Here is a 16,455-nt window from a genome sequence, read left to right as displayed (position 1 = left end):
ACTTCAATTCGGTGTTGCGCGATTTTACACTAAAGTTACTGAGTTTACTGATCAACTCGTGCAATTTCTTGTTTTATTTTACTAATTTTTTTATAGAAAGGTTTATTTTTTCTAACCCCTACAGGAAGCCCTTGCAGTGCTTGCTTTGCCTCATTTAAGTTAGCAAAACTACCTGTAGTTACTACCCACCATATTTTACCATTTCGTTTAGTTTGGTATGTATTAGTAATACTTTTTAGCTTATGTTTAGCAATAAACTCATTACCTACCTGCTGCTGAGTTACGGCTAAGAGCTGAATAACAAAATTATTCTCAGGTTGTTGTAAGTACCAATTACTGGGTATTTTTACTATTTGGTTTTGCGGCTTTGTTTGTGCAGGTTTAGTAATCGGTTTTAATTCCGGCTTTTCCTGCTCAACAACAATCGTTGATTCCGTTAAGCTCTCGACAATCGCTGGAACATTATTATTGGTGGTGTCTTGAGTGGGCTTTTGAATGACAGCCGCTGACGGCTCACTACTTACAGGTGGTATAAGTTGCTGTGGTTTATTTTCAATAGCTTGCTCAGTTGTAATGGCGGTTGATAGCACTTGCTCATCAATTTGACGATTAGCATTTTCCCACCACTGGGTCATATCGGCTTTGTACACAAGACCAATAATCAACAGCATAATTATCAATAATAATGTGAGCAACTGTAAGCGCCAAGACACTTTATCTTTAACGACAATATCAGCAACCTGCTCGCTTGGCTGCCAGGCTAACAACAGACTCGGGTTACCTTGAGCTTCAACTAAAAAGGTTTGAAAGACAGGATCTTCATCATAAGGTAAGCTCGTAAAATACCATCCCATAAGCTGCTTACTTTCAACTGTATTTAATGGCTCTAAATGTATATTTACTGCATCTTTAAAGGGTAGTTTAGACTGCGATGCAATCATAATATAAAGTACATTAGGTGCATTTTTTGATAGTAGCTCAAGCTCCGCGATTAGCTCTTCAGATAAGTGTCTGCCGCCATCAATAACCCACAAACACGCCCCACATCGTTGCTGTTGCGCTAATTGATAATAGTTTTGCGATAAGCTTAGGTTGTGATCAATTAAAGGGGCATTAAAACTTTGCTCTAATAACTGAGTCATTAACTGCACATCAGTCATCTGTGCGCTTACTTGCACAAATGCTTTATTAAAATCGTTATATTTATCAGTAATGAAGGTTTCAAGCAAATAGCTTTTACCTAGACCAGAAGTACCCAATAAAACAATTAGGTTTTGACCATATTCAAATTGTAATGCGATTCTATCCACCAAAGCCGCACGGCTTGGTAAAATTTGTGACTGCATTTATTGCTCGATCAACGCTCTAACTTGATCATCAGATACATCATCAACTAATGCACACTGACCAAATTTGGTGGGTAAAATAAATCGGATAGTCCCTTTTTTATTCTTTTTATCTTTGCGCATATGCAGTAAAAATTGCTCACTAGTCATATCGCTAGGGATTTCGATTGGTAAATTATACGCTGCTATTAATGTGGTAATACGCTCTACATCTTGCTGTGTTAAGTCGTTACGAGTATGAGCAAGCTTGGCAGCAAGCACCATACCTGTTGCCACAGCTTCACCATGTAACCACACGCCGTAGCCCATTTGCGCTTCTATAGCATGGGCAAACGTGTGCCCTAAATTTAACAGCGCACGCAGGCCTTGCTCTTTCTCATCTTGTGCAACGATAAGCGCTTTAATTTCACAGCATCTAAAAATAATATGCTGTAAACAGGCTTCATCTAACTGTTGTAATTGAGCGATATTTCGCTCTAAAAAAGCAAACAACTCAGTGTCGTAAATTAGGCCATATTTAATAACTTCAGCCATGCCTGCAGCAAACTCTCGGGTAGGTAAAGTATGTAGAGAACGCGTATCTATAAACACAGCCTGGGGTTGATAAAAAGCCCCTATCATATTTTTACCTAACGGGTGATTTACTGCTGTTTTGCCACCAACTGAAGAATCGACTTGAGATAATAACGTGGTAGGAATTTGGATAAAAGGCACACCGCGCTGATAACAGGCAGCAACAAAACCAGTTAAGTCACCAACTACGCCACCACCTAATGCAATTAAGCAGGTGTCACGACCGCAATTATTTTCAAGTAAGAATGCTGATATTTTTTCAAACCAGGTAAGCGATTTATATTGCTCGCCATCTGGAATAATAAAATGAAGTGGGTTTAGCTGTGCTAATGAGTCAAGCAACTGCTGAAGATAGAGCGGTGCAATAGTGTCATTAGTAATGATGATAGGCCGACAATCACCAATATGATGGATTAGACGGCCTGTATCTTGAAGTGCAGATTGACCAATATAAATAGGATAACTTCGCTCGTCTAAATTAACAGTTAATTCAAGCATGCTGGGTTAGTCCTTTTTAATACTGGCTTTTAAAAATCCAATTTCTCGATTATTTGGTTAGCAACAACTTTCGCGCTCTGCTCATCAGTGCGTACAACAAAATCAGCTACTTCTTTATATAATGGTTCACGCTCTTCTGCTAAGCGCTCAAGTACATCACGAGGTGCTTCTTCTGTTTGCAGTAATGGGCGACGCTTGTCGCGTTGCGTACGTGCAACTTGCTTTTCAATCGGTGTCTCTAGGTATACAACAATACCGCGAGCCGAAAGCTTGTTTCGAACTTCTTTACTCATTACTGAGCCACCACCAGTAGCAAGAACAATACCTTGCATCTCGGTTAAGTCACCAATAACAGATTCTTCACGAAGTCTAAAGCCTTCTTCACCTTCAAGATCGAATACCCAGGCAATATCTGCGCCCGTGCGACGTTCGATTTCTTGATCAGAATCAACAAATTCAAGGTGTAATTGGTCAGCGATGTGACGACCAATCGTGCTTTTGCCAGCCCCCATGGGGCCAACTAGAAATATATTACGTTTCTCAGCCATATCTTTTAGTACAAACGAACTCTAAAATTTGAAATAAAACCCCGCCTAACGACCTGGCCCCAAAATTAAGAAAGGGATTATCTCAGTAATCGGTCGGGTATTTCAAGTCAATTAGGATAAAAAGCCATATAACGAGCAATTAAACTAAATAATTACCCATTGGTTAACAAAAAAGCACCTTATTATAGGCAAGTTTATCTTCTAGGGTTAAAATTTATGCAATTAAAGGTTACTACGTGTTACTTAGTAAGTGCTTTTGTATAGTAATTTCAAAAAAACTCAGTCACAAACAACATAAACGTAGTCTTAAAATGCATCCGCAGTACAGTACACAATATAAAATTATATACTGCCTAATTGTACATTTACAGGGAGTGTTCACACCAACATAACTAAATACCAATTCCATCTAGTTTGTCGTTCAGCCTAGATAGTTTGAGTAACCAAAGCCCTGAAGAGTCAATCTGTCTCAAGCAGCACTCAGGTTAGGTAATTAGTCTATTTGAATTTTAGGTGTGACAAAAATCAGCAGTTCGCGCTTTTCATTAAACTCGCTTGTGCTTTTAAATAGTCTTCCTACGTAAGGAAGGTCGCCCAATAAAGGTACTTTTTTGGTCGAATTAATAATTTGCTGTTGGAAAATACCACCCAACACTACCGTTTGTCCATTCTCAACGAGAACTTGAGTCTCAATTTGTTGCGTATCAATAGCAACAGCAGGACCAGTTCCTGTTTGAACAGTATCACCACGGGTATCTTGAGTAATTATTAAGTTTAAAATAACTTTGTTGTCTGGTGTGATGTGAGGTGTTACCTCTAGGCTCAACACTGCCTTTTTAAAGCTTACAGTTGTTGCGCCACTTGAAGCAGATTCAACATATGGGATCTCAGTACCTTGCTCAATACGCGCTTTTTGCTGGTTAGCAGCGGTGATACGCGGACTAGCAATGATTTCACCCTTATTTTCTTCTTCGAGCGCAGTTAATTCTAAATCAATTAACGTTCCATTAGCTAGTTTAGCTATATGCATACCAATACTTGCCGATGGATTTGCGACAGGTAAATTAACGTTGAGTCGATCTGAAAGGCTAGGAATATTTCCATTAGAAATCGTTTCAGCGCCTTCTAATGTACCAGAAACACCATCAGAGCCTTGTTGATCACTGAAGCCCCAACGAACGCCTAAGTCTTCGGTTACATTATCACGAACGGTTACCATACGCGCTTCAATAACCACTTGTTTGACCGGTATATCTAAGGTTTCGACCATGCGGCGAACACTTTCAATGCTTTTTGCTGTGTCTTTCATTAATAGCGTATTAGTACGTTGATCAACAGACACACTGCCTCTCGCTGTAATAATACTATTGGTATCTGTTTTTAATAAGTCGGCAAAATCTTCTGCTTTGGCGTAATTTAAACGGATGTATTCACTATATAGTGGCTCTAAATCTTCAACTTGTTGCTTCGCTTTTAACTCTTTTGCTTCACGGGCAGCAAGCTCTTCAGATGGCGCCACCATTAATATAGAACCATCCATACGTTTGTCTAAGCCTTTTATTCTTAGCACGACGTCTAACGCCTGATCCCAAGGGACCCCATCTAAGCGAAGGGTAATATTGCCAGTTACTGAGTCACTTGTTACCAAGTTAAAATCATTGTAGCCCGCAATAATCTGTAACACAGCGCGAACAGAGATATCCTGAAAATTAAGCGTCATAGGGCGGCCTAAGTATTCTTTGCCTCCATCTAAAAATCCATTTTGAGTCTCGTCTTTCTCAACCGTTAAGGTAAAAATATTTTCGATTTGCTGATACGTGTAAGCAAAAGCTTTATTAGGTTCAATTACAATGCGTGTCAGATTATCTTCCTTAAACGTTTCTATACTGCTCACTACAGTACCAAAGTCGAGTACGTCTAATTCATATAATAAGTCATCTAAAATATCGGTATGATGAAACTCTGCAATGATTTTCCCGCCACTTTCATGAACCTCAATAGCAGCCTGTGTATCTTGCAGGTAAACAAGTACTTTTGCTTCACCTTTTTCACCGCGGCGAAAATCAATTGCTTGAATGCCATTAATATAATTAGAGGTATAAGCAGGTGCATCTTCACTTGTTGTTACTATTTGCTCTGTTAGAGGATTATCAGATATTCTTATTGAAACTAAATTGTTGTTTACCTCAGTTTCATATATTTTTAATCGCTCCAAATTAATGGTTACCTTTAAACCTGCGCTAGTCATCATGCTGCTGATGTTACTAATTCCTGCTTGGTTAATAGCAATATTTGCCAACCCTTCATCTAGTTCAACAGCATTAAATAATAGCTCTATACGTGCCGGACTATTAAAAACTTGTACCTCAGGTTGTTGCTGTAACTCTTCATCAAATACTAGCTGTAACTCGGTTTCACCTTTAAGTAATGGATTATATCGAACATCATAGAGTAAAGGGGCTGCACTGACTGTTTTCGTAATTAGTAATAAAAATACAAATAGCAACGTCGTTAAAATACGGTGATGCGAACACTCAGCTTTGTGCATATAGGGAATACCATTTTTCTTATTAATTTGCGCCATCAGTTGCCGCCTCTAACATTTCTAATTTGGTCAAACGTTCTTTCCAACAACCTGACCCATCAGGGATTAATTCTACTAATTCAATATAGTCACTGTTAACACTGCTTACTTTTCCATCATAGGTACCTAAATAGCTCCCTATGGATACTCGGTGTAAGGTGTTATCAGCAGCTGTAATGAGCGCCCATGTCTTGCCGTTCGATCCTATTGTGCCCTTCATTGATAAATTATCTAATGGGTACTTCTCCAGAGGTTGACGAACACGTTCTGGGTCTGGGTGAAGACAGTTTTTAACTTGTGTTAGCTTATTTTGTATAATTTCTGGTTCTGGTGCTACAAAAGGGCTACGTATATCTTTGGCGTTATATTCAAAGTGCTCAAATTTAACTAACTCAGGTATTTTTTCTACACGTGCAGTAGTGTTTGCCTTAACCTGATCAATAAATTCTTTTTGCTCAGATGTATCTTCATTACAGCCACTGAGCAACAATATTGCGACAGTTAAAAAGGGAAGTTGCTTCATCATCTTACTCCCTCTTCATAACGATAAGTTTTTGCTACTACACTAAATGTTAGCTGCTTTTCGCCAGATGATAAAATAGAAAAGTCGTGTAAACTTACTATTCTTGGCAATTGAGCCACTTTTCCTACAAATTCACCAAACTCATGATAAGTGCCTACCACTTCAATTTTAATGGGTAGTTCGGTATAGAACTCTTTTTCAACTTCTGGTAGCCAACCAATTTTTAAAAATGTTAAGCCGCTGGTTGTCCCCACATAGGAAAGGTCATCTAATAATCCTGGCGTCTCATTTGAGGTAGGTAGACGTTTTAATAGCTGAGAAAACTTATCTTCCATCTCAACCATTTGTTCACGATAGATATCGAGCTTACTGGCAACTGCATATTTAGTTCGATAAGTTGTGCGTAATTCTATCTCTTTGGCAACCGCGTTATGGTAGCTTTCTATCTCATCTGACACTAATAAGCTGTAGCTAAAAAACAATACGAGACAAGCAACAAAAGAGCAGCATATTGCTTTTACAATAACTGGCCACTCGCCTATATTATCAAGCTCTATTTCATTCCAATCTATTTCTGAAAACGACTTAAAATCAAGGTTCATTACGTACCTCACCTATTCTGCCAAATGGTTTTACGTAGAACTCCATATTAAAATCGCTGAGTAAACGAGAAGACTGCTCACCTGCAACAATACCTTGCATTGTCGGGCGCTCTAATAAATAAGAACTTTGTACCTGTCGAAGCATAGTGGATAAACGATTATTAGACTCACTTTTACCTAATACATGAATTTGACTACCTTTACGCTCAAGCTTGGTTAAGTAAACCCCGGCAGGCACTATTTTTGCCACTTCATCCATTATTTGCGTGCCTAAATTTCGGCTGCTTTGTAGTTCTTCAATTAAACGCATACGTTGTTGTAGGTTTTCTTTTTTTTTGTCTAAATCACGTATATCGCGAATTTTTTGATCAAGCATTGTAATTTCTGAGCTGAGGTAGTTATTTTTTAGCATTTGTCCTTCTTTTAGACCGCTATAAAATGTACTCAGCGCATACATAGTTACAAAGCAAACTATAACCACGGCCATCAGCAATGTAATAAATTTCTTTTTAGATTGCTCACGCTGTAATTCACGCCAAGGTAGTAAATTTATATGTGGCATGATGAAAAACTCCTCAACGCCAGGCCGGTCGCAATTGCAAACTGAGTGCGGTGGCGCTGTATTATATTACGATCTACTCTAGGTGATATTTCCATTTTATCAAATGGTTCAACAACAACCGTATGTATCCCTAATTCTTCAATTAATAACCTATCAATACCTTTAATCATGGCAGAACCGCCAGTCAGTACGATATAGTCCAACTGCTCTTTACCCGTTGTAGTTAAAAACATTTGTACAGCACGACGAACTTGCTGCAATAGCGAGGTTTGAAAAGGCGCTAACACTTCAAATGTATAATTAGGAGGTAAATCACCCGTTGTTTTACCAATTTCAGCCTCATCAAAGCCTTTATTGTAGTAAGCAACAATACTATTTGTGTATTGGTCACCACCAAATACTTGGTCGCGGGTATAAATTGTTTCACCAGATTGCACTACACTGACCAAGGTAAGCACTGCACCTATATCAACTACTGCAACGGTCTTATCAAACGCATCAGATGGGAGCTGTTGATAGTAAACATCCATAGCCCGACTTAATGCATAACTTTCAACATCCACTACTTTGGCTGTTAAATTTGCAGCACTAAGTGCGCCTACTCTCGCTTCCACACTTTCCGTTCTCGCTGCAGAAAGTAGAACATTAATTTTGCTCGGATCGGCACTGTTAGTAGAGAGTTTTTCAAAATCTAAACTGACTTCATCTAATGGATAAGGAATCAAGCTATCGGCTTCAATCTCAATCTGTGACTCTAATTCAGCGTCGCTTAAGGAAACATCCATGAAAATGACTTTGGTAATCACTGTTTGCCCTGAGACAGCAACAGCAGCAGACTTTAATGACTTTGGTAGTTTTCGTTTTAACTTGGTTATCACATTGCCAATTGCTTCAATATCTTGAATGTTACGCTCGCTCATAGCGCCTTTTGGCATAGGTTCAATTGCAAGTGCCTCTAGTCGAAGCCCAGTTTCTGTTTCACTTAAAAGCACGGCCTTGATAGAGTGCGATCCTATATCAATACCCACCATCATAGGCAATGGTTTTTTTATCAATTGACTTAGCATGTTTGAAACTTTGCCTTTGTTTTAATAATAAACAAGTTATAATTTATATCTTAAAAAATATTATTCAATTTTTAATCAATATATACTAGCAGTCTCAACCTGTAATTGGGAGTCCGTTTAGGGAATTATCAGTGATTTTATTAAAAAGAACTTTACAATTTTTGATCATTTGTGCATTACTTGCACTAATTACATTGCTTAGCCTTTATTACTACGTTAAATCCGATATTCCAAGCGTACAGGTTTTAAAAAACGTTCAATTACAAACGCCTATGCAAGTATTCACCAAAGATGGGCTCTTAATCAACCAATTTGGTGAAAAAAGACGTATCCCTGTAACTATAGACCAAATTCCTGAGCCTTTATTACAAGCTTTTTTAGCAACAGAAGATAACCGTTTTTATGACCATATCGGTATCGATCCAATTGGTATTGTACGCTCAGCACTGGTTCTTATTTCTACCGGTGAAAAAAAGCAAGGTGCTAGTACAATCACGATGCAGTTGGCTCGTAACTTCTTTTTAACGCGAGAAAAAGCCTACATTCGTAAGGTAAAAGAAATATTTATTGCCATCCATATCGAAAATTTACTTTCAAAAGATGAAATCTTTGAACTTTATCTGAATAAAATAGAGCTAGGAAACCGAGCCTTTGGTATTGGTGCAGCTGCTCAGGTTTATTATGGTAAAGAGCTAAAAGAGCTCACTCTTGCACAAATGGCAATGATTGCCGGTTTACCCAAAGCACCTTCAGCACTTAACCCTATTCGTAATCCAAAGCGAGCCAAGGCCAGAAGAAATGTAGTGTTAGGGCGAATGCTAGATGAAAAATATATTTCTAGAGCGCAGTATAACGAAGCTACGAGCCAGCCAATTACCGCCTATTTCCATGGGGCTGAAATTGACTTATATGCGCCATATATTTCAGAAATGGTACGTGCTGAAATGGTATCGCGCTACGGTATAGATAAAGCCTATAACTCTGGATTTAAAGTGTATACTTCTGTTGAGTCAAATATTCAACAGGCGGCACAAACGGCTTTGGTTAACAATTTACATGCCTATGATATGCGCCATGGATTTAGAGGTCCTGAAGCCATTTTATGGGATCCACAAACAGAGCCCACACCTTCTGATTCTAAGTTATTAAACATTTTAAAAGAGGCCAATGAACTAGGCCCTCTAAAAGCCGCTGCAGTTTTAAATGTATCCGACAAAAGCGCGGAAGTAATACTTAAAAGCGGCGAACGCACAACATTGACTTGGGATAATCTAAAGTGGGCACGTAAGTTTATCACCCGTTATCGCCAAAGCTTTGCTCCTGAAGCAGCAAGCGATATATTAACGCCTGGCATGCAAATATGGCTGCGTAAAAATGATGACAACAGCTATATTTTGAGTCAAATCCCTGAAGCTGCAAGCGCCATTGTGTCTTTAGACCCACAAGACGGGCGTATAAAAGCCATTGTAGGCGGTTACAGCTTTGAACAAAGCCAATATAACCGTGCAGTGCAAGCTAAACGCCAAGTTGGCTCTAATATTAAGCCATTTATATACTCTGCTGCACTTGAAAAAGGCTACACCTTAGCGTCAATTTTAAATGATGCTCCTATAAATCAATGGGATAAAAGCCAAGGTGTCGCATGGCGACCTAAAAATAGCCCTGCCATTTATAATGGCCCTATTCGCATTCGCCGTGCTTTAGCACAATCAAAAAATGTGATTTCGGTACGTTTATTACGTGGTGTTGGCTTGCAACGTACAGCCGATCATTTACTTAAATTTGGCTTTGCAAATGAAGATATAAATCGCAGTGAATCACTGGCTTTAGGTAGCGCATCTATCACTCCAATAGAGTTAGCTCGTGGCATGAGTACTTTTGCCAATGGCGGCCACTTAATCGAACCTTACTTTATTTCAGAAATTCAAGATGCCATGGGCAACACCTTATTTAAAACTAACCCGACTGTAATTTGTGATGATGAAGCGACAACGCCTAGCTCGCTAATGCTAAGTGAGCAAGTAGCACCAAATTGCGCGCCGCAGATTATATCTAAACAAAATGCATTTTTAATTGCCAGTGCTATGAACAGCGCAATTTGGGGGGGTGGTAGCTGGTCTCATAAAACAGGTTGGAGTGGCACAGGATGGCGTGCACAAGCGCTAAAACGTCGCGATCTGTCAGGTAAAACAGGCACCACGAATGACTCTGTAGATACTTGGTTTAGCGGCTTTAATCGCGATGTGATGACCTCTGTTTGGGTTGGCTTTGATAACCCTGGTAATACGTTGGGACGCTCAACCTATAACAATAACTTAGGAAGTGGGCAAATATCAGGCGCAGAATCAGGTGCTAAAACAGCTCAGCCTGCATGGGTGGATTTTATGAGAGTCGCACTGGATGGTAAACCTGCGGCACCTATCGAACCGCCTGAAGGGTTGGTTTCTATTCGTATTGACTTAGAAACGGGGCTATTAAGTCATAAAAACGATTACACCAGCCGTTTTGAATACTTTGAAAAAGGCACCGCTCCCACCAAGTATGTGTTATCACAACCAAATGATATATTTGAAGAAAACACTAAAACTGAAGAAGAGCTATTTTAAATATAGCGAACATCAAAAAGGCCGCTAATTTGCGGCCTTTTTGATGGTCTAACTAATATTTTGTACCAACCAGTATAAGTCAGAGTGCACGCCCGCTGCGGTCACTTCTTTACCCGCACCGGGGCCTTGTATCACTAATGCGTTTTGGTTATACCACTGAGTATTAATCACAAAAATATTATCGCCAGGTGTTAAATTAGCAACCGCTTCGCTTTTTGGTACATAGGCAATTCCTACCTTAGCGTTTAGCTTGCTGTTTTTAAACTCTAGCAATCCGGTATAACACAGTGCAGCATTTTGTTGCAAAGCCGCTTCGAAGTGCTGCTTGATAAACGTATCTAAACTAGCCTTGTTATCAACAAAGTCATTCCAACTGCCCGCACTTAGCTCATCGGGCATCAATGCCGATAAAGAAATGTCACCAAGTTCCAATTCAATACCTAATTCACGCGCCAAAATAAGCAACTTGCGTTGCATATCTCGGCCAGATAAATCTTCTCGCGGATCAGGTTCGGTGAACCCCAAAGCTTGTGCTTCAAGCACTAAATCTGAAAATGCCTTGCTGCCATCATACATACTACATAACCATGACAGCGTGCCAGAAAACACGCCTTCTATACGCGTTATTTTATCGCCACTGTTTTGCAAATCGGCCAGTGCAAAGTTAATCGGTAATCCGGCTCCCACACTGGCATTATAACGCCAATGTAAGCCGCGCTGTGCCAAATCTTCACGTAATGCTTGATACCAGCTCAGCGGAGCTGTGCCTGCGTATTTATTCGCACTAATTAAGTGACAATTTAATTCCACAAATTTGCTATAAAGCTGGCTAAAATATTCACTGGCGGTAATATCAATCACTACCTTATGTTCATATTCAAGCGTATCAATGTATGACAACAAATCAGCTTGCTGACAGGGGCTTGCATGGTTTTCCCATTGCTGTTGCCAGCTCTCACAATCTAACCCATTGGCATTAACCAGCATCTGCTCTGAGCGCAGTAATGCTACTAACTTAACGTTAAAACCTGATGATAAACGGGCTAGTTGTGCTGGTAGTTGGCGCATAAATTCGGTACCCACATTACCAAGCCCTGCAATAATTAAAGCTATTTCTTGCGCTTTATTGATCAATTTATCATGCAGTAAGCTCAGCACATCACTCTCAAGTACCTGATCGGTTAATAATAACGTATAACCGTCACCAAAATGAGTAAACCTAGGATGGATTGATTGCGCTTGAAGTACAGCGGCACTTTGCTCACCGAGCATCGCTATATCTTGCTCTGATGCAATAATTGCAACCCCATTTAAGTTAGACTCACTAATGTTGGCGCGGCCAGCAAAATAATTAACCACCTGATATGTCGCCGACGCAGGGACTACCAAGTAAATTTCGCCCGCATGTTCAAAGTGATGCAAACTATGCTGAATAAGCTGACTAACATGCGCTACCTCGCCTTCACTCAAGTCATCAACAGTGAGTAAATCCACATTGTTAATCGTGGTTAAAAAGCGCTTTTGTTTACTCATTCCTAGTTTAACTATTTCGGTATGGCTGCCTTGAAGATCGTAACTACTGCGAACAATTAACTCTATATCGGTCCCTTTTAATGGCGATAATGTTTTAGCATGTAGTACGGGGTTACCTAGTCTAGCCAATAAATTAGCTTGTTCGCGGCACACCCGCGCATACTTAATCGCATTAGCGACCTTACGCGGATCAGTACTAAAAACACCTTGAGTGTCAGTCCAAATAGACACTTTTTTAGCATTGCAATATCGTGCTAATAAAGTAGCACTGTAATCACTACCATTTCGCCCTAAGGTCACGGTTTCATGTTGTAAATTAGCCGCAATAAACCCTGTAACGACATTAATTTTGCTTGTATCTATGGCTTTTAAGCACTGCTGCTGATTATTAGCATGCTGTAGCTGCCCTGCGTCTAATATGAATAACTGCCTAGCGTCCAGAGCGCAAGCACTAACGTTAAGTTGCCCTAAGTAAGCGCTTAATAGCCTTGCAGACCATAATTCGCCATGAGCTAATAGCCACGCTTCAGTTAATATGTTTTGCTTAGCCTGCTGAGTAATAATGCTTAGCTCAGTGGCAAGTATATTGAGTGCTTCATGCTTAGCATTGGCTATAAGCAATTGTTCAATTAGCGAAGATTGATGATTACTTATTAATAAAATAATGTCAGCAATCGCTTGGGCATCTTGCTGTTCAAAGCTTTGCCACAATTTAACCAAGGTATCGGTGGTTTTACCGGCAGCAGATACCACCACACAATCCCCGGCTTGAGCATGAGTTAAAATAATATTTGCGACACTTTTAAAGCGATCCGCTGAGCTTAAACTCGAACCACCAAATTTATGAACCTGATTTACCATGTTAATACCAACTCGACTTCATGTTTTATATTTTCAAAATTGGTAGGCACTACCATAACGCCGGATGCGCCGCGTTTAGTTTCGCTGAGCCAAATGACTCACTGGCACCATTTTTTGCAGCTAAAGCATTATCTGCTTGCCCGGGGCGAACCAAATTAAATACCCTGTCTAAATCAGCAAGTAAGTCTTTTGCATCTTCAATACCCACCGAAATACGAATAAGCGTATCACCCACCCCAGCTTCTGCACGGGCAGTCGCCTCCATGCCTGCATGGGTCATGGTTGCGGGGTGACAAATCAAACTTTCAACTCCGCCTAATGATTCCGCCAAACTAAATTCATTTAAGCGCGTTAAAAACGCTGCAGCATCGTTTATATCGCCTTTGATATCAAAACTAACCATTGCACCAAAGCCAAACTGCTGCGCCTTAGCAAGCGCATGTTGTGGATGAGATTCAAGACCTGGATAGTAAACCTGAGCAACAAACGGGGAGTTTTCTAGATACTGTGCAATAGCGAGTGCATTTTCTTGGTGCTGCCTCAAACGCACGTTTAACGTGCGCAAACCTCTGAGAGTTAAATAGCTATCAAATGGCGCTCCAGTAATGCCAATATTATTTGCCCACCATGCCAGTTCTTCACCAAGCTCAGCGGTTGCTGCAATAACCGCCCCCCCAACAACATCTGAATGACCATTGATATATTTAGTAGTTGAGTGAACCACAATATCAGCACCAAATTTAATCGGATTTTGCAAAGCCGGCGATAAAAATGTGTTATCGGCAGCAACCAGAGCACCGCACTGCTTAGCAATATCGGTAACTGCTTTAATATCAGTTAATCGTAAAATTGGATTACTCGGTGTTTCAATCCAGATCAGCTTAGGTTTAATAGCAAGAATTTGCGATAAGCTTTCGCTTTTAGTGAAATCGACCACTTCTAGCTTTAACAAGCCGCGTTTTTCCAGTGAAGTAAATAAACGATAACTGCCCCCATAACAATCGTGAGGGATCACTAATGTATCGTCACTATTTAATAATTGGGTTGTTAAGTGAACAGCCGCCATGCCCGTTGCGGTAATTATACCTTTAGCCCCGCCTTCAAGTTCAGTGAGCGCCTCAGCCAAAATGTCACGGTTAGGATTACCACTGCGGCCATAATCATATTGGCGCTTGGTATCAAAGTCAGCAAATGAGTAAGTGGTTGATAAATAAAGCGGTGGAACAACCGCACCATGCTGTTTATCGGCTTCTATTCCAGTACGAACAGCAATTGTTGCCTTATTTTTTTCACTCATTTTCGTCACCTTTACTATTTTGGATGTTTAGACGTCTAAAAGGTAGCGCATGCAGTTTAAGATGTCAAAACATTTAAATGTCTAGATAGCTAAATAACTAGTATTTGACTATCTTTTTTAAACCGATAGAATTTCACGCATATTTACACGCTTTGATGCTGTGTGAGCAATTTATAATCTGAGGCAACGATACATCTTATGGCTAAATGGAATGGTGAATATATTCACCCATACGCAGAACACGGGAAAAAATCCGAACAAGTAAAAAAGATCACCGTTTCGATCCCGCTAAATGTATTAAAAGTATTAACCGACGAGCGTACCCGTCGTCAAATAAACAACTTACGCCATGCAACAAATAGTGAGCTTTTATGCGAAGCGTTCTTGCATGCGTTTACAGGGCAACCGCTACCTAATGATGATGATCTACGTAAAGACAACGCAGAAAAAGTACCTGAAGAGGTGAAGAAAATAATGCAAGAAATGGGACTAGAAGTGCCTATTTTAAATGAAGACTAAATTTCTTTATCTGTGTTATAAAAAAACCTCAGCAAATGCTGAGGTTTTTTTGCGTTAATTTACACTTAAAATTACGCCATGTAATTTTCTGGCATATCAATTTGTGCCACACCCGAATCAACTGCAGCTTGAGCAACGGCTTTGGCGATACGAGGCAGTAAGCGCGGATCCATAGGTTTTGGTATAATATATTTAGCACCAAACTCTAATTTATCGATACCTGCAGCAGTCAGTACTTCAGCCGGAACTGGCTCTTTAGCAATACTGCGAATTGCCTCTACAGCAGCTATTTTCATTTCATCGTTTATTTCACTTGCGCGTACATCTAGTGCGCCGCGGAAAATAAATGGAAAACAAAGTACGTTGTTAACTTGGTTCGGATAATCAGAGCGGCCAGTCGCCATAATAAGATCGTTGCGTGCAGCATGTGCTAATTGCGGATCAATTTCAGGATCGGGGTTTGAACATGCAAATACAACTGGGCGGTCAGCCATTAACTTCAAATCATCGGCGGCTAATAAATTAGGGCCTGATACACCAACAAACACATCGGCATCTTCAATTACGTCCTGTAAAGTACGTTTATCCGTGTTGTTTGCAAATAATTGCTTATATTCATTTAAGTCATCACGACGTGTATGAATAACGCCTTTACGGTCTAACATATAAATGTGTTCACGCAGTGCGCCACACTTAATTAAAAGCTCCATACAGGCAACAGCTGCAGCGCCGGCACCTAAACACACGATAATCGCATCTTCAATTGCTTTACCTTGTACTTCTAGCGCATTTAGCATACCCGCAGCCGTTACAATTGCCGTACCATGTTGATCATCATGAAACACAGGAATGCTGCAACGTTCTATAAGTGCTTTTTCTATCTCAAAACATTCTGGCGCTTTAATATCTTCTAGGTTGATACCACCAAACGTGTCTGCAATATTCGCAACCGTGTTGATAAAGTCTTCGGTTGTGCGGTGCTTAACTTCTATATCAATTGAATCTAGGCCTGCAAAACGTTTAAATAATAATGCTTTGCCTTCCATTACTGGTTTTGAGGCCAGAGGGCCTAAATTACCTAAGCCTAAAATTGCGGTGCCGTTAGTAATAACCGCAACCATATTTCCTTTACCAGTATACTTATAGGCATTTGCTGGATCAGCGGCAATTTCACGAACAGGTTCTGCAACACCTGGGCTATATGCGAGCGCGAGGTCTTTAACCGTCTCAGCGGGCTTGGTCAGCTCAATACTGATTTTACCTGGAACGGGATGGGCATGGTAATGTAGTGCTTGTTCACGAAAATCTGACATAACGCGATTATATCCTGCAATTT

General features: G+C 40.1%; 13 protein-coding genes. 2 read left to right on the top strand and 11 right to left on the bottom strand.

What is annotated here, in order from left to right:
• Positions 1 to 44 precede the first annotated feature (44 nt).
• From ACNSN3_RS00915 to ACNSN3_RS00880, 8 genes are all read right to left on the bottom strand, one after another.
• Positions 45 to 1,346: an AAA family ATPase gene (locus tag ACNSN3_RS00915; RefSeq protein WP_418608184.1), complete on the bottom strand. Its 1,302-nt coding sequence runs from the start codon at positions 1,344 to 1,346 to the stop codon at positions 45 to 47.
• Positions 1,347 to 2,417: a 3-dehydroquinate synthase gene (aroB, locus tag ACNSN3_RS00910; RefSeq protein ID WP_075170537.1), complete on the bottom strand. Its 1,071-nt coding sequence runs from the start codon at positions 2,415 to 2,417 to the stop codon at positions 1,347 to 1,349.
• Positions 2,418 to 2,446: 29 nt separating this feature from the next.
• Positions 2,447 to 2,965, bottom strand: coding sequence for a shikimate kinase AroK (gene aroK, locus ACNSN3_RS00905; RefSeq protein ID WP_008466255.1), 519 nt, complete (start codon positions 2,963 to 2,965; stop codon positions 2,447 to 2,449).
• 493 nt (positions 2,966 to 3,458) lie between these two features.
• Entirely contained in the window at positions 3,459 to 5,549 is a 2,091-nt protein-coding gene (locus ACNSN3_RS00900) for a type IV pilus secretin PilQ (RefSeq protein ID WP_054202544.1), read from the bottom strand.
• Positions 5,536 to 6,072 (bottom strand): pilus assembly protein PilP, encoded by a 537-nt coding sequence (locus tag ACNSN3_RS00895; RefSeq protein ID WP_418609024.1) that lies wholly within the window; start codon positions 6,070 to 6,072, stop codon positions 5,536 to 5,538. The genes ACNSN3_RS00900 and ACNSN3_RS00895 overlap by 14 nt, the downstream gene beginning before the upstream one ends.
• A complete protein-coding gene (locus ACNSN3_RS00890; protein ID WP_010390431.1) occupies positions 6,072 to 6,674 on the bottom strand; it encodes a type 4a pilus biogenesis protein PilO in 603 nt (200 codons plus the stop codon). The genes ACNSN3_RS00895 and ACNSN3_RS00890 overlap by 1 nt, the downstream gene beginning before the upstream one ends.
• On the bottom strand, positions 6,664 to 7,236 hold the full coding sequence (locus ACNSN3_RS00885) for a PilN domain-containing protein (RefSeq protein WP_010390430.1): 573 nt from the start codon (positions 7,234 to 7,236) through the stop codon (positions 6,664 to 6,666). The genes ACNSN3_RS00890 and ACNSN3_RS00885 overlap by 11 nt, the downstream gene beginning before the upstream one ends.
• Positions 7,224 to 8,303: a pilus assembly protein PilM gene (locus tag ACNSN3_RS00880; protein ID WP_418608181.1), complete on the bottom strand. Its 1,080-nt coding sequence runs from the start codon at positions 8,301 to 8,303 to the stop codon at positions 7,224 to 7,226. The genes ACNSN3_RS00885 and ACNSN3_RS00880 overlap by 13 nt, the downstream gene beginning before the upstream one ends.
• A 131-nt stretch (positions 8,304 to 8,434) precedes the next feature.
• On the opposite strand from ACNSN3_RS00880, the gene ACNSN3_RS00875 reads away from it, so the two are divergent.
• A complete protein-coding gene (locus tag ACNSN3_RS00875; protein ID WP_193049505.1) occupies positions 8,435 to 10,909 on the top strand; it encodes a penicillin-binding protein 1A in 2,475 nt (824 codons plus the stop codon).
• A 48-nt stretch (positions 10,910 to 10,957) separates the two neighbouring features.
• On the opposite strand, the gene metL is transcribed toward ACNSN3_RS00875, so the two are convergent.
• The gene (gene metL, locus ACNSN3_RS00870; RefSeq protein ID WP_418608179.1) at positions 10,958 to 13,303 is read right to left on the bottom strand and encodes a bifunctional aspartate kinase/homoserine dehydrogenase II; all 2,346 of its coding nucleotides are present in this window, start codon (positions 13,301 to 13,303) and stop codon (positions 10,958 to 10,960) included.
• Positions 13,304 to 13,352: 49 nt separating this feature from the next.
• Positions 13,353 to 14,600: a cystathionine gamma-synthase gene (metB, locus tag ACNSN3_RS00865; protein ID WP_054202547.1), complete on the bottom strand. Its 1,248-nt coding sequence runs from the start codon at positions 14,598 to 14,600 to the stop codon at positions 13,353 to 13,355.
• 198 nt (positions 14,601 to 14,798) lie between these two features.
• Here metB and metJ point away from each other — a divergent pair, with 198 nt between their 5' ends.
• Positions 14,799 to 15,119 (top strand): met regulon transcriptional regulator MetJ, encoded by a 321-nt coding sequence (metJ, locus tag ACNSN3_RS00860; RefSeq protein ID WP_008115021.1) that lies wholly within the window; start codon positions 14,799 to 14,801, stop codon positions 15,117 to 15,119.
• A gap of 71 nt (positions 15,120 to 15,190) precedes the next feature.
• Here metJ and ACNSN3_RS00855 read toward each other — a convergent pair whose 3' ends face one another.
• Entirely contained in the window at positions 15,191 to 16,432 is a 1,242-nt protein-coding gene (locus ACNSN3_RS00855; protein WP_008465773.1) for a malic enzyme-like NAD(P)-binding protein, read from the bottom strand.
• Between the last annotated feature and the right edge of the window lie 23 nt (positions 16,433 to 16,455).

Origin of the sequence: Pseudoalteromonas sp. US3C1004 (assembly GCF_048401065.1) — a bacterium.
GTDB classification, from domain to species: Bacteria; Pseudomonadota; Gammaproteobacteria; order Enterobacterales; family Alteromonadaceae; genus Pseudoalteromonas; species Pseudoalteromonas undina.
Note: the sequence above shows the minus strand (reverse complement) of the source record. Positions and strands in the feature narration are given on the sequence as shown.